Annotated in this window: 6 protein-coding genes; all 6 read right to left on the bottom strand. The window is 73.0% G+C overall.

Features of this window, described 5'->3' with window-relative positions:
- Nucleotides 1-156: 156 nt before the first annotated feature.
- The 6 genes from ACN28G_RS10395 to ACN28G_RS10370 all read right to left on the bottom strand — a co-directional run bounded on the left by ACN28G_RS10395 (nt 157) and on the right by ACN28G_RS10370 (nt 15,906).
- A complete protein-coding gene (locus ACN28G_RS10395; RefSeq protein ID WP_421478982.1) occupies nt 157-5,244 on the bottom strand; it encodes a condensation domain-containing protein in 5,088 nt (1,695 codons plus the stop codon).
- 96 nt (nt 5,245-5,340) lie between these two features.
- The gene (locus ACN28G_RS10390) at nt 5,341-7,236 is read right to left on the bottom strand and encodes an amino acid adenylation domain-containing protein (protein ID WP_421478981.1); all 1,896 of its coding nucleotides are present in this window, start codon (nt 7,234-7,236) and stop codon (nt 5,341-5,343) included.
- Between the two features lie 7 nt (nt 7,237-7,243).
- Nucleotides 7,244-8,278, bottom strand: coding sequence for a TauD/TfdA family dioxygenase (locus ACN28G_RS10385; RefSeq protein WP_091437914.1), 1,035 nt, complete (start codon nt 8,276-8,278; stop codon nt 7,244-7,246).
- A 28-nt stretch (nt 8,279-8,306) separates the two neighbouring features.
- A complete protein-coding gene (locus ACN28G_RS10380; RefSeq protein ID WP_229688363.1) occupies nt 8,307-9,125 on the bottom strand; it encodes a thioesterase II family protein in 819 nt (272 codons plus the stop codon).
- A 194-nt stretch (nt 9,126-9,319) separates the two neighbouring features.
- The gene (locus ACN28G_RS10375) at nt 9,320-15,658 is read right to left on the bottom strand and encodes an amino acid adenylation domain-containing protein (protein ID WP_421478980.1); all 6,339 of its coding nucleotides are present in this window, start codon (nt 15,656-15,658) and stop codon (nt 9,320-9,322) included.
- Between the two features lie 35 nt (nt 15,659-15,693).
- Nucleotides 15,694-15,906: an acyl carrier protein gene (locus ACN28G_RS10370; protein WP_175440544.1), complete on the bottom strand. Its 213-nt coding sequence runs from the start codon at nt 15,904-15,906 to the stop codon at nt 15,694-15,696.
- Between the last annotated feature and the right edge of the window lie 34 nt (nt 15,907-15,940).

The following is a 15,940-nucleotide window of genomic DNA, read 5'->3' as shown; positions in this document are numbered from 1 at the left end:
AGTCGGGGGCGCGGCGGGGAGGTGCCTGCGGTTGCGGCGGTGCGCCTCGCCGGTACGACGAAAGGACCCGGTGGCGCGTCGACCTGAGGTTAGTCAGCGCGCCACCGGGTCAGCGGCAGTCCGCGAGGCAGGATGGTCCGCCCCGGGCGGCGGGTTCTACCGGGGTGCGGCCCCGGCCCGGCGACGCAGCGTCGGCCGGGCCCGCGCGGCACCGGGGGCACCGGTGTTCGCGGCGAGCCGTTCGGCCAGGCCCGCCGCGGTGGGCGCCTGGAAGATGTCCCGGATGGTGACCTCCACGCCGAGGGTGGAGCGGATCCGGTTGACCAGCCGGACGGCGAGCAGGGAGTGCCCGCCGACGCGGAAGAAGTTGTCGTGCGGCCCGACCGGTCGGCCGTCGAGCACCTCAGCGAAGAGGTCCCGCAGCACCGACACCCGGGGGTCGGACTCCGCCGCACCGGCGGCGTCCGCCGCACCCGGGTCAGGCAGGGCGGCGTGGTCCAGCCGGCCGTCGGTGGTCAGCGGCAACGTCGTCAGCGGCACGAACTCCGCCGGGACGAGGTACTCCGGCAGGCGTTCGGCGGCGTGCCGGCGCAGCTGCCCCCCGCCGAGGGCACCAGGGCCGGTCGGGACCACGTACGCCACCAGCTGCTCGTCGCCGGCGGCGTCCGGGCGGACCACGACGGCGGCCCGGCGTACCCCGGGGTGGCCGGTCAGGACGGTGACCACCTCGTCCGGATCGATCCGGTTGCCGCGCAGGGCGACCCCGGCGACCCGGCCGTGCCGGCGCAGCGTGCCGTCGGCGGCCCAGCTGGCCAGCTCACCGGTGCGCAGCATCCGCCCACCGGCGGGGTCGGTCGGGTCGGCGACGAAGGTGGCGGCGGTGGCACCGGGCCCGCCCGGGTGGCCGTCGGCCAGGGCGGGACCGCACAGATACAGCTCGCCCCGGACGCCGACCGGCACCGGCCGCAGCCGGTCGTCCAGGACGTGGCAGCGGTGGTCGTCCCCGGCCACCGGCACCGGCCGGCCCGGTGACAGCTGCCCGACCTCCCGGCCGAGCAGGAACAGGCCGGGATGCGCCGGGGCGTGGCTGTGCACCAGGCGCAGCCCGGGGTGCTGCCGACGGACCCGGGCCAGGTGAGCCACCGACGGCGGATCGTCGCCGCCGGTGGCGAGTTGACCCAGCCGGGCCAGGGCCGCCGGATGTTCGTCGGCGACCAGTTCGAACAGGCCGGTGGGCAGCAGCAGGGTGGTGACGCCGTGCGCGGCGACCAGTTCGGCCAGCCGCGTGGCGTCCGGCCGGGGCTCCGGCGCGAGTACGCAGGTGGCTCCGCTGGTCAGCGCGGCCCAGAGCCCGTGGGTGAACTGCCCGTCGGTCGGCGCCGTCCACGCCAGCCAGACCTGCCCGGCGGCGCTTGTCAACGGGCCGTGGGTGACGGCGTCGACGACCGCCCGGTGCGGGTAGGCCACCACCTGGGGCGTTCCGGTCCCGGAGACCAGCAGGATCGCCGCGTCGCCCGGGTCCCGACGCACCGGCGGCGGACCGGCGGCCGTGGCGGTGGCGGTGGCGGTGCGGCGGGTCGGCGGGGTCGGTGGGGTGAGGCTGATGCCGGGCAGCTTCAGCTCGATGCCGGGTAGCGACAGGCTGAGGCCCGGCAGGGCCGGCACCCGGGGCACCGCGGGTGCCCCGGGACCGAGCCGGTCGAGCCGGATCATGCGGTGGGCGGGCAGGCCGGCCAGCCATCCGGCCTGCCCTGTCTCGGTGACCAGCGCCGCGAGTCCGACGGTGGCCACCTGGGCGGCCAGGATCGCGTCGGGCTGGTCGGTGTCCAACGGCAGGTACGCCGCACCGGCCTTGAGCACGGCCAGGGCCGCCATCACGAAGGCGGCGCGGTCGCAGCGCACGCCGACCACGTCGCCCCGGCGGACCCCGGTGGCGACCAGGTGCCGGGCCAGCCGGTCGGCGTCGGCGTCCAGTTCCCGGTACGACATCCGGTGCGCGCCGACCACCAACGCCACCGCGTCCGGTGTGGCCCTGGCGTGTGCCTCGACCAGGTCGGCCAGCCCGGCGGTGGGTGTGGCGTGGTGGCGGTGGCCGGCGGTGGGCCGGAACCGGCGGTGCTCGTCGGCGTCGAGCAGGTCGACGTCACCGATCGGGCGGTCCGGGTCGGCGGCGACGGCCCGCAGCAGCCGGGCGAGCCGGCCGGCGAGCCGGGTGGCCGTGTCGGCGTCGAACAGGTCGGTGGCGTACTCCAGCACCCCCCGGATGCCGCGCGGGGTGCTGCCGTCGTGTTCCTCCCGGACGGCGAGGGTGAGGTCGAACTTGGCGGTGCCGGTGTCGAAGGGCACCTCGGTGCCCTCGAACACCCCGCCGACCGGCTGGGTCGCTCCGGCCGGTTGCGTTCCGCCGGTGTTCTGCAGCACCAGGGTGACCTGCACCAGCGGGTGGTGGGCGGTGGAGCGGGCCGGGTTCAGCTCCTCCACCAGCCGCTCGAACGGCACGTCCTGATGGTCGTAGGCGGCCAGGTCCGCCTCCCGCACCCGGGCCAGCAGCTCGACGAAACTCGGATCGCCGGACAGGTCCGTCCGCAGCACCAGCGTGTTGACGAAGAACCCGACCAGGTCGTCCAGCGCGTCGTCACCCCGACCCGCCACCGGTGTCCCGATCGGCACGTCGGTGCCGGCACCGTGCCGCGACAGCAGGGTGGCCAGCGCCGCCTGCACCACCATGAACAGGGTGGCACCGTGGTCACGGGCCAGCCGCAGCAGCGCGGTGTGGTCGCGCGCGTCGAGCAGGAACGGCACCACGTCACCGCGCTGGCTGGCCACGGCCGGGCGGGGCCGGTCGGTCGGCAGCGGCAGCAGCGGCGGCATGCCGTCGAGGGCGCCGCGCCAGAAGGCGAGCTGCCGGCCGAGCAGGCTCTGCGGGTCGTCGGCGGCGCCGAAGGTGTCCCGCTGCCAGAGGGTGTAGTCGGCGTACTGCACCGGCAGCGGTGTCCAGTCGGGGGCGGTCCCGGCGGCGCGGGCGGTGTAGGCCCGGGCCAGGTCGCGCAGCAGCGCACCCATCGACCAGCCGTCAGCGGCGATGTGGTGCACCAGCACCACCAGATGGTGGCTGCCGTCGTCGGCCCGGATCAACCACACCCGCAGCGGAAGCTGCCCGCCGAGGTCAAAGACGTGGCCGGTGGTCTCGTCGATCACCCGGGGCAGTTCGGCGGTCGGGACGTCCAGGACGGTCACCGCCGGCTCGCCCCGCTCCAGCACCACCTGGAACGGCTCCCCGTCGACGGCGGCGTAGACGGTCCGCAGCACCTCGTGCCGGTCGAGCAGGTCACCCACGGCTGCGGTCAGCACCGCGGGGTCCAGGCTCCGGCGCAGCCGCAGCACCACCGGGATGTTGTAGATCCGGCTGGCTCCGCCCATCTCGTCGAGGAACCAGAGCCGGCGCTGGGCGAACGACAGCGGCACCAGATCGGGTCGGGGGCTGGGGCACAGCGCCGGGCGGCGGCCGGCCCCGGTCAGCTCACCGACCCGCCGGTCCAGACCGGCGACGGTGGGATCGAGGAAGAGATCCCGCAGGCCGATCTCCACGCCGAGCACCGACCGCACCCGGTTGATCAGCCGGGTGGCGAGCAACGAGTGCCCGCCGGCCCGGAAGAAGTTGTCGTGCCGGCCGATCCGGTCGGTGCCGAGGGCGGCGGCGAAAAGACCACAGAGGATCTCCTCGCGCGGGGTCAGCGGCCCGTCGGCCCCGCCCGGTTCGTCGCCGGTCGCCACAGCCAGGGTACGGGCGGCAGCCCCGCGTTCGGCCCGGGTACGGACGGCAGCCCGGCGGTCGGCCAGGTGCTGCCGGTCGGCGTCGGTGAGCACGTCCAGGGCCCCGACCGGAGTGTCCGGGTCTGCGGCGGCGGCCCGCAGCAGCCGCCGGTACGCCTCCAACAGCAGCCCGGCGGTGGCGGCGTCGAACAGGTCGGTGGCGTACTGCACCCAGATGTCGACGCCGGCCGGCGCGCCCCGGTCGTCGCGGACCTCGGTACAGAAGACGGTGAGGTCGAACTTGGCGGTGTCCAGGGTGGCCGGCCGCAGGGTCCCCGTCAGCTCCCCCAGCCGTACCCCGACCGAGCCCGCTGAGTCGACGCTGTCGACAGGTCCAATCGAGTCGACGCTGTCGACGGTGAGCATCACCTGGAAGAACGGATGGTGGGCCAACGAGCGCACCGGGTTCAACCGCTCCACCACCAGGTCGAACGGCACCTCCTCATGCGCGTACGCCGCCAGATCCGCCTCCCGCACCCGATCCACCAGCTCGGCGAAACCCGGATCACCGGAGGTGTCCGTACGCAACACCACCGTGTTCACGAAGAACCCCACCAGGTCGTGCAACGCCTCGTCCGACCTGCCCGCCACCGGTGCGCCGATCGGCACGTCCGGGCCGGTGCCGAGGTGACTGAGGGTGGCGGCCAGGCCGGCCTGCAGGAGCATGAACATGCTGGCGCGGTGGGCCCGGGCCAGCTCGGTCAGCCGGCGGTGGGTGTCGGCGTCGAGCCAGCCGGTGACGGTGGCGCCGCGCCGGGTCGGTTCGGCGGGTCGGGGGCGGTCCAGCGGCAGGTCCAGCACCGCCGGTGAGGCGTCGAGGGTCTCCGCCCACCACGCCAACTGCCGCGACACCAGGCTCTCCGGATCCGACTCCTCCCCCAACACCTCCCGCTGCCACAGGGTGAAGTCCGCGTACTGCACCGGCAACGGCTCCCACTCCGGTGTCGACCCGGCGAGCCGGGCGGCGTAGGCGGTGCCCAGGTCACGCAGCAGGGGGTCGGTGGAGGCCCCGTCGGTGGCGACGTGGTGCAACAGCAGCACCAACACCGAACGGGCTCCGTCGACCACGAACAACCGCACCCGCAGCGGCACATCCACCGCGATGTCGAACACCTGACCAGCGAACTCCGCCACCAGCCCGTCGACCGACTCCGCCGGACACTCCACCACCGACAGCTGCACCGGCGAGCCCGGCAACACCCGCTGCACCGGCTCACCGTCCACCGACGGGAACACCGTCCGCAACACCTCGTGCCGACCCACCACATCAACCACCGCAGCCGCCAACGCCACCCGATCCGGCACCCCCGACAACCCCACCACCACCGGCACGTTGTACGTCCCCGACGCACCCTCGAGACGACTCAGAAACCACAACCGACGCTGCGCGAACGACAACGGGATCACGGGTAACTCCTCCTGCTCGACCACGACCTGACCGTCCGTCGGCGACGTGGAACCACGGTGGCGGGAATAGCGGTGGGTGGGTGGCCTGTCCGGCGGGGGCAGGCCACCCGCCGGTGGGGCTCAGGCCCCGGTGGGTGGGGTCAGCCGGGACTCGATGGTCCGGGCCAGGTCCCGCAGGCGCGGGTTCTCGTACACGGCCCGGACCGGCAGGCTCAGGCCCAACTCGCGCCGGACCCCGGAGACCAGCTTGATGGCCAGCAGCGAGTGGCCGCCGAGCTTGAAGAAGTTGTCGTCGGCGCTGATCCGGGGGGTGCCGAGCACGTGTGACCAGACCGAGGCGATCAGCTCCTCGACCCGTCCGGTGGGTTCGGCGTCGACTCCGGTGGCCGGTACGGCGGTCGGCACCGGCGCGGGCAGGGCCGCCCGGTCGAGCTTGCCGCTGGCGGTCAGCGGGAAGCGGTCCAGGACGACGAACGCGCCCGGCACCATGTAGCCGGGCAGGCTCGCCTCCGCCCGCGCCCGCAGCTCGGCCGGGTCCACCGGGACGCTCGCCCGGTAGTAGGCGACCAGTTGCTGGTCGTCGCGGAGCAGCACGGCGGTCTCGGCGACCCCGGGGTGGGCGGTCAGGGTGGCCTCGATCTCGCCCAGCTCGATCCGGTGTCCGCGGATCTTGACCTGCCCGTCGGCGCGGCCCCGGTACTCCAGCCGACCGTCGGGCAGCTGCCGGCACAGGTCACCGGTGCGGTACATCCGCTGCCCGTCGACGGCGTCGGGGTCGGCGACGAAGCGTTGCGCGGTCAACCCGGGACGCCGCCGGTATCCGCGACCGACCCGGGCGCCGGCCAGGTACAGCTCGCCGACGGTACCGGGGACGACCGGGGTCAGGTCGGCGTCGAGCAGACGCAGCCGCAGGCCGGGCAGGACGGTGCCGATGTGCGGCTCGCGGTCGCCGGTGATCCAGCCGGCGGTGGCGTCGACGGTGCACTCGGTCGGCCCGTACACGTTGACCGCCCGCAGCACGCCCGTCTCGGTCAGCTCGGCGAGGCGTCGCCACAGCGTCGGGTTGATCGCCTCACCGCCGACCAGCAGGGTCAGCGGCCCGCCGGGGCGCGGCCGGGTGGTGGACAGCTGTTCCAGCAGCGGCTCGGCGTGGGACGGGGTGATGTCCAGGTCGGTCAGGGCGGCCTCGGTGACGAACGCGGCCAGCAGCGCCGGGTCGGTGCGGGTCTGCTCGTCGAGCAGGACCAGGGTGTCACCCCGGCACACCCGTACCCACTGCTGCACGGAGGCGTCGAAGGAGGGTGAGGCGTTCCAGCCGACCCGGCCGGCCTCGCCGCGTACGACGCCGGTGGCCTCCAGTTCGGTCAGCAGCGCCGCCGCCGCGCCCCGGCTGATCTCGACGCCCTTGGGCCGGCCGGTGGAGCCGGAGGTGTAGATGACGTAGGCGAGGCTGTCCGGGCCGACCGGCACCGGCCGGTACCCGCCGTCGTCTGGTGCGGTCACCCGGCCGGCCGCGGTCAGCTCCGCCAGCGACACCCGGGGCACGTCGTCGCCCGGTCCGGCCCCGGCAGGGGCGTCGGTGCCGGCGGCGTCGGTGCCGGCGGTGTCGGTGCCGGCGGTGTCAGTGCCGGTACCGGCGGCGTCGGCGTCGGTGTCGGTGCCGGCGACGAGCACCAAGTCCACCCCGGCGTCGGTGACGAGGTAGCGGCGTCGGTCGGCGGGCAGCCGCGGGTCCACCGGCAGGTACGCGGCACCGGCGGTCAGCGTGCCCAGCAGCGCGGCGACCAGGTCCGCGCCCCGGGGCAGGCAGAGCGCGACCACGCTCTCCGGCCCGATGCCGCGGGCGGTGAGCGCGCCGGCGATCCGGGCGGCGCGGGCCCGCAGTTCGGCGAAGGTGAGGGTGCCGTCGGCGGCGACGACGGCGGTACGCTCCGCCGGTGCCTCGGCGAGCCGGTCGAGCAGGTCCCGGGCCGGCGGCGTGGCGGTGTCGACGGGGTGGGCCAGGGCGCTGGTCATGGCCGGCTCACTTCCCGTACGGGGTGGCCGACGGGGCGGTCTGCGGCTGGCAGTCGGCCAACGCGACCTCGTCGCCCATCGCCACCACGATCTTGCGGGCGCCGGTGAAGGCCTCCCGGCCGTGGGCGCAGGCGATGTTGTCGACCAGCATCAGGTCACCGGCCTGCCAGGTCTCCCGGACGGTCACCTCGTCGTACACCTGGTTGATGGCGTCGACCTCCTCGCGGGTGAGCGCGGAGCCGTCGCCGAGGTAGGTGTCGAAGGGCAGGCCGTCGGGACCGTAGGTCTCCAGCAGCACCTCGCGGACGTCGGCGTCGAGGGAGTACCGGTTCCAGAAGGCGTAGTGGTTGAACCAGCTCTGCTCGCCGGTGACCGGGTGGGTGACGATCGCCGAACGGCGCTGCCGGGTCCGCAGCTCCCCCTCGGCCAGCCACTCGGTGCCGATGACGTTCTCGTCGCAGTACCGCTGCGCCTGCGCGGGGTCTTCGGTGGCGAAGCTCTGCTGCCAGGGCAGCCCGGCCAGCTCGGAGAAGTTACGCACCAGCAGCCAGCCGTAGGTGGCGAACCGCTCCCGCAGCTGCGGCGGCATCAGGCGCAGCGCGGCCCGCATGTCGCCGACCGTGGTCGCGCCGCCGGTCTGCGGGGCGACCAGGCAGCCGAACATCAGGGTGCCGGGGAAGTCGAGGGTGTAGCTGTTCTCGTTGTGCAGGCGGATCGGCTGCACGGCCGGCAGGTCGGTGGAGGAGAAGACCCCCTCGCCGAAGTCGGTACGCGGGGTGGCCTTCTCCCGGTAGCCGGTGCGCTCGGGCATCAGCACGTTACGGGCGCGGGCGAAGTCGCCGGTGTCGGCGATCGGCAGGCCCCGGATCAGCAGGTTTCCCGAGCGCAGCAGCTCGGCGCGGATGGCGGCGCGGTGCGCGGTGAGCCACTCGACGGCCGCGTCCACGGTGTCGAGGTGCGGCGCGACGGTGATGGCCGGTCTGCCGGGCTGCCGGCGTACGTCGAGATCGGTGGCGGCGTCCGCCTGGACGGTGGGTGACATCGGATCCTCCTGGGTGGGGCGATGGTGGTCAGGCGGCTTCGGTCCGGACGAGATCGCCGTCGATGACGTCGGTGACGAGCGACAGGAAGGCCGCGAGCTGCTGCTGGAAGTAGAAGTGCCCGCCGGGGAGCACCCGGGTGGTGACCCGCGCGCCGGTGACCTCGGCCCACCGGTGCAGCGCCTCGGCCGGTACCACCGGGTCGACGTCGCCGCCGACGACGGTGACCGGGCAGGTGAGTGCAGCGGCCGGGGTGGCCTGGTAGGCGTCGTCCAGGGCGAAGTCGGCGCGGATCGAGGGCAGCAGCAGCTCCCGCAGTTCCGGTTCGTCGAGGATGCCGTCGTCGGTGCCGCCCCGGGCCTGGATGGCGCTCACCAGTTCGTCGTCGTCGAGCCTGGCGGGGTGCACCGGGCTGGGGTTGGGCAGGAACGGCGCCCGGCACGCCGAGGCGATCAGGGCGCGCGGTGCCCGGCCGGCGGTGGTGAGCGCCCGGGTGACCTCGTAGGCCACCAGGGAGCCCATGCTGTGGCCGAGCACCACCAGGTCGGTGGTGTCGGTGGGCAGGCTGGCCAGGATCGGGTCGACCAGGTCGGCCATCCGCTCCGGCAGGGGTTCGGTGAAGCGGGCGCCCCGGCCCGGGTACTGCCCGATCAGCAGGCGTACGTGGGTGGGCAGCAGGTCCCGCCAGCCGGCGTAGGCGTGGGCGTTGCCACCGGCGTGCGGCAGGACCAGCAGCGACGTGCGGTGGCCGGGGGCGTCGCTGTCGAGCACCCAGACGACGTCGTCGGGTGCGGGGGCCGGCTGGTGGTCGGTCCTCGCGTCGGTCGGGTCGATCTGGACAGGATCCACGGTGCGCTCCATTCGTCGACGCGCGTCAGGGAAATTGCGAAAAGGGGAGAAGAATCGACGGGACGACAGTCAGGCGATCCCATTCGGGACGAGACTATCGGCGTTTCTTTGCGGGCAGCGGCAGATTCCGGGGCAGGTTGTTCGGCCGGTTGCCGGGCGGGTCTCTCAGCCGGTGGCCGGGCCGGGCGGGTTGTTCAGCCGGTGGGTGGGCTGCCGGGCAGGGCGACGCCGGACTGGGTGCGCCGGCGCAGGGTGGGGCGGGCGCGGGCCGGGGTGGCGGCGGGCAGCTGGTCGCCGAGGGCGGCGATGGTGGGGGCCTGGAAGATGTCCCGGATGCTCAGCTCCACCCCGAGCACCGACCGGGCCCGCGCGGCCAACCGGGCCGCCAACAACGAGTGCCCACCGAGAGCGAAGAAGTCGTCGTCGATACCCACCGATGCCACTCCGAGCACCTCCGCGTACAGGCCACACAGGATCTCCTCCCGCGCATCCCGCGCGCTCCGGCCACCACCAGCCACAGCGGCGAACTCCGGTGCCGGCAACGCCCGCCGATCCACCTTCCCGTTTCCGGTCAACGGCATCCGGTCCAGCGGCACCACCGCCGAGGGAACCAGGTGCTCCGGGACGCGGTGGCGGAGCCACTGCCGTACCTCCGCCGGGTCCAGGTCCTGCCCGCTCTCGGGGATCAGGTAGGCGACCAGGCGCAGTGTGCCGGCGGGGTCAGGTGTAGCGAGCACCGCGGTCTGTGCGACCGCCGGGTGGCCGAGCAGGACGGCCTCGATCTCGCCGGGCTCGACCCGGAAGCCCCGGATCTTCACCTGACCGTCGATCCGGCCGACGAACTCCAGTTGGCCACTCGTCGTCCACCGGGCCAGGTCACCGGTGCGGTACAACCGCTCACCCGGCCCACCGAACGGATCCGCGACGAACCGCTGCGCCGTCAACCCCGACCGGTTCAGATAACCGTGCGCCAGGCCCACCCCGGCCAGATACACCTCACCCACCACACCCGCCGGCACCGGCCGCAACCGACCGTCCAACACATACGCCCGCTTGTTGTTGACGGCCCGACCGACCGGAACCGTAGTACCGGAAAACTCCCCCGGCACCTCGAACGTCGTGGTGAAGCCCATCGACTCCGCCGGACCGTACCCGTTCACCACCCGCAACCCCGGACACCGGTCCACCACCCGCGCCACATGCACCGGACTCGCCGGCTCACCACCGGTGAACACCACCCGCAGACCATCGAAAACCCGCGGATACTCATCCACCAACACATTGAACAACCCCGACGACAACTGCAACATCGACACCCGATGCTCAGCCACCAACCCCACAATCAACCCCGGCTCCGGACGCTGCCCCGCCTGCAACACACACACCCCGCCATGCAACAACGCCCCCCAGAACTCCAACGAGAACGCATCCCACGACACCGGCGAACACTGCAGAAACACCACACCCGGACCGAAAACCGAATACCCCTGCCCCACCACCGAACCCACCAGAGCCCGATGCGACGACACCACACCCTTCGGCACCCCCGTCGACCCCGACGTGAACATCACACACGCCACGTCTCCCGGATCAACCACCACCGACGGGACCACCGGCAGCGCCTCAGCGATCGACGACGCGTCGGCATCCACCCGCAGCACCGGAACACCGGCGGGCAGCCGGGACGCCAGGTCGGCCCGGGTGACCACCATCGACACCCCAGCCTCGGCCACCGTCCACGCCAACCGCTCATCGGGAAAATCCGGATCCAACACCACGTACGCCGCACCAGTCCTGGTGACCGCCACCAACGCCACCGCGAAATCCAGACCCCGCTCCAGCAGCACCCCCACCGCACCACCACGGACCACGCCCCGCGACAGCAACGCACCCGCCACGTGGTTCGCCCGGCTGTCGACCTCGGCGTAGGACAACCGGTCCGCGCCACAGACCAGGGCGGGAGCCTGCGGCGCAGCCGCCACCCGCGCCGCGAACAGCTCCGGCAACGACACGTCCGGCACCGGTACCGCCGTGGCGTTCCAGTCACCGACGACGGCCCGCTGCTCGGCGGCGTCGATCGCGTCGACGGTGCCGATCGGGCGGGACGGGTCGGCGAGTACCTGGTCCAGCACCTGACCCAGGCCGGCGACCAGGCGTTGCACGGTGCCGTGGTCGAAGATCGCGGTCGAGTAGAGCAGCACGCCCCCGATTCCGGTCTCCGTTCCCTCGTCGCGCAGCAGGAACTCCAGGTCGAACTTGGCCGCCCTGGTGTCCACCACCCGGGCCGGACCGCAGTGCACGTCGGGCAGCCGCAGGCGCCCGTCGGCGGCGTCGTCGAGGGTCAGGCAGACCTGGAACAGCGGGTGCCGGGCCAGCGACCGTACCGGGTTGAGCGCTTCGAGCAGCAGGTCGAACGGGAGTTCCTGGTGGGCGAGGGCGTCCAGGTCGGTGGCGCGTACCCGGGCCAGCAGGTCGGCGAAGCTCGGGTCGCCGGAGGTGTCGGTGCGCAGGACCAGGGTGTTGACGAAGAACCCGACAAGCGCGTCGAGGGCCGGATCGGTCCGCCCGGCGACCGGGGTGCCGATGGGGATGTCGGTGCCGGCGCCGAAGCGGGTCAGGGTCAGCGCCAACGCGGCCTGGAGCACCATGAACGGGGTGCAGCGCTGCTGACGGGCCAGCTCACCGATGCGTCGCCGTACCTCGGGGTCGATCCTGACCGGTACCGCGCCGCCGGTGTGGTCGGCGACGGTGGGCCGGGGCCGGTCCCGTGGGAGGGTGAGTTCCTCGGGGAGGTCGGCCAGGGCCTGTCGCCAGTGGGCGAGGTCGGTGGCGTGCACGCTGGCCGGGTCGGCCGGGTCACCGAGCATGGCGCGCTGCCAGTGGGTGTAGTCGGCGTACTGGACGGTCAGGTCGGGCCAGTCCGGGGCGCGGCCGGCGTGCCGGGCGGCGTACGCGGTCTCCAGGTCACCGAGCAGCGGTCGCAGGGACTGGCCGTCGGTGGCGATGTGGTGCAGCAGGATCAGCAGCGTCCACTCGTGGCCACCGAGGTCGAAGAGGGTGACCCGCAGCGGCGGGGTGGCGGTCAGGTCGAAGACGTGACCGGCAGCCTCGCTGAGTCGCCGGTCGAGGTCGGCGGGGTCGACCCGGTGCCGGTCCAGCACGACGGGGGCGGGTGGGCGGATCCGCTGGTACGGCTCGCCGTCGACGGTGCCGACCACGGTGCGCAGCACCTCGTGCCGCTCGACCAGGTCGGTGAGGGCCTGCTGGAGCGCGTCGACGTCCAGGTCGCCGGTGAGCCGGACGGCCAGCGGCACGTTGTAGGTCGGGCCGCTGCCCTGGAGGGAGTCGACGAGCCAGAGCCGACGCTGGGCGTACGACAGGGGTACCGGTGCGTCGTGGTCGGTGGCGGCGACGGTGGGTCGGGCCCTGGCCCGGCCGGTGCCGGCCAGGTGGTCGCCGAGGGTGGCGATGGTGGGGGCCTGGAAGATGTCCCGGATGCTCAGCTCCACCCCGAGCACCGACCGGGCCCGCGCGGCCAACCGGGCCGCCAACAACGAGTGCCCACCGAGGGCGAAGAAGTCGTCGTCGATACCCACCGACGCCACCCCGAGCACCTCCGCGTACAGGCCACACAGGATCTCCTCCCGCGCATCCCGCGCGCTCCGACCACCGCCAGCCGCAGCGGCGAACTCCGGTGCCGGCAACGCCCGCCGATCCACCTTCCCGTTCGCGGTCAACGGCATCCGGTCCAGCGGCACCACCACCGACGGCACCAGGTGCTCCGGCAGTTGTGCCCGCAACCAAGACCGCACCACCGGCACGCTCTCCGACTCGGCCACCAGGTACGCCACCAGCCGCAACGTGCCCGCCGGATCCGGTACGGCGAGCACCGCCGCCTGCGCCACCGCCTCGTGCCGCAGCAGCGCGGCCTCGATCTCGCCGGGCTCGACCCGGAAGCCGCGGATCTTCACCTGGCCGTCACCACGGCCGACGAACTCCAACTGCCCGGCCCCGCTCCACCGGGCCAGGTCACCGGTGCGGTACAACCGCTCACCCGGCTCACCGAACGGATCCGCGACGAACCGCTGCGCGGTCAACCCCGACCGGTTCAGATAGCCGTGCGCCAGGCCCACCCCGGCCAGATACACCTCACCCACCACACCCGGCGGCACCGGCCGCAACCGACCGTCCAACACATACGCCCGCTTGTTCGCCACGGCCCGACCAACCGGAACCGTGTTGCCATCCAGACCAGCGGGAACGTCGAACGTGGTGGTGAAGCCCATCGACTCCGCCGGACCGTACCCGTTCACCACCCGCAACCCCGGACACCGGTCCACCACCCGCGCCACATGCACCGGACTCGCCGGCTCACCACCGGTGAACACCACCCGCAGACCATCGAAAACCCGCGGATACTCATCCACCAACACATTGAACAACCCCGACGACAACTGCAACATCGACACCTGATGCTCAGCCACCAACCCCACAATCAACCCCGGCTCCGGACGCTGCCCCGGCTGGAGAACACACACCCCGCCGAAGAGCAGTGCCCCCCAGAACTCCAACGAGAACGCGTCCCACGACACCGGCGAACACTGCAGGAACACCTCTTCCGGCCCGAAGCCGCAGTAATCCTGCCCCACCACCGAACCCACCAGAGCCCGATGCGACGACACCACACCCTTCGGCATCCCCGTCGACCCCGACGTGAACATCACACACGCCACGTCTGCGGCGGCCACCCGTACGTCGACGGTTGCCGAACTCTGCGCCTCGACGAGGTGGGCGTCGGCGTCGAGGCGGATCAACCGGTGCGGGTCGGGCAGCCGGGATGCCAGGTCGGTCCGGGTGACCACCACCGACACCCCGGCCTCGGCCACCGTCCACGCCAGGCGCTCATCGGGAAAATCGGGATCCAACACCACGTACGCCGCACCGGTCCTGGTGACCGCCACCAACGCCACCGCGAAATCCAGACCCCGCTCCAGCAGCACCCCCACCACCCCACCACGGACCACGCCCCGGGAGAGCAGCAGCCGGGCCAGTTGGTTGGCCCGGGCGTCCAGTTCGCCGTACGACAACCGCTGCGGGCCACCCACCACGGCGGTCGCGTCCGGGTCGGCGACCACCCGGGCGGCGAACAGCTCCGGCAGGGAGACGTCCGGCACGGGCACCGCCGTGGCGTTCCAGTCGTGCAGGACCCGGTGCCGCTCCGCCGGGTCGAACGGGTCGAGGTCACCGACGGCCACGCCGGGGTCGTCCACCATCGCGGTGAGGATCCGCGCGAAGGTGCGCTGGTACGCGTCGAGGTCGACCGAGTCCCGGTACGCGGTGTCGATGCTGACGTCAACGCGCAGCCCGCCCTCGGGGTGGTGGGTGACGGTGAGGGCCAGGTCCTCGGCGGTCCCGCCGGTGGAGAAGAGGTGGTGCACGGCGGGCAGTCCGGCGAAGGTGTCGTGTTCGTCGCCGGCCACGATGTTGACCACCGGCCCGAACTGTCGACGGGCGTCGCTCGGCCAGTCCAGGTCCCGCAGCAGGTCGGCGGAGTCGTAGCGCTGGTGCCACTGGGCGCGCAGGGTCTGCCGGGCCAGCTGGGCGGCCAGCCGCTCGGCCGGTTCGGCCGGGTCGATCCGGCAGCGCAGCGGCAGGACGTTGGCCATCATGCCGGGCGTGGTGACCGAGGCCGGGCTGAGCCGTCCGGGCACGGGGAGGCTGAGCAGCACGTCGGTCCCACCGGTCCAGTGGTGGCGGTGCACGGCGGCGGCGGTGATCAGGGCCTGCTGCCAGCTCACCCCGGCCCGTGCGGCGAACCGGCGCAGCCGGTCGACGGTAGCCGGTGGGATCCGGGCGATCTGGCGGACGATCCGGTTGGTGGGCCGACCGGCGGAGCCGGGTCCGGGCGGGCAGTCGGCGTCGGCCATCAGCCTGCGCCAGTACGCGCCGTCGCGCTCCCGGGCCGCCGAACCGGCGTAGCGGTCCTGCTCGTCGAGCATGGCGGTGAACGATCCCAGTGGCGGTCCGACGGGTGGGCGGCCCTCGACCAGCGCGGTGTAGAGCTCCGCGCCGCGTCGCCGGACGACGGTGGCGGTGTAGCCGTCCTGAATGAGGTGGTGCACGCGGTGGTACCAGAGGAAGTGCTCCGGGCCGAGCCGGACGAGCTGGTGGTGGAAGAGCCGGTCGTGTTCCAGGTCGGGGGCGCGGTGCAGGTCGTCGCGCATCAGCCGGGTCGCCGCCGCCATCGGGTCCGCCTCGGCGCTGAGGTCGAGCAGGTCGGCGGTGAAGTCCGGCGCGGCGCCGAGGTACTGCGCCGGTACGCCGTCGACCTCGGTGAAGCGCAGTCGTGCCGTGTCGTCCTCGGCCACCAGCGCGGTCACCGTGTCGACCAGGAGCCCGGCGTCGAGGGGTCCGCGGATCTCCAGGTACCCGCCCATGTTGTAGACCGGGTTGGCCGGGTCGAGCCGTTGGGCGTACCAGACTCCGAGTTGCGCCGGGTTGAGTGGCCGGGTCTGGTACGCCGGACCGGACATGGTGGACCCCCATCTGGAGAAGGTGGAACGGGCGGTTACTGCTTGCGCTGGATGAGGTCGAGGATGTCCTGGACGCTCTGCACGGTGGTGAGTTCGTCGTCGTCGATCTCGATGGCGAAGCTCTTCTCCACCTTGACGAGGATGTCGACGAAGGTCAGCGAGTCGATGCCCAGGTCCTGGTTGAGCCGGTCGGCGGGGCCGATCTGCACGGCCAGTTCCGGTACCTGTTCCAGGACGATCTCGTTCACTCGTACCAGGGTGTCTTTCACTGTCGGTCTCCGA

Source organism: Micromonospora sp. WMMA1923 (assembly GCF_049179195.1).
Taxonomy (GTDB): domain Bacteria; phylum Actinomycetota; class Actinomycetes; order Mycobacteriales; family Micromonosporaceae; genus Micromonospora; species Micromonospora yangpuensis.
The sequence above is the reverse complement of the archived record's forward strand: the minus strand, read 5'-3'. Positions and strand labels throughout refer to the sequence as shown.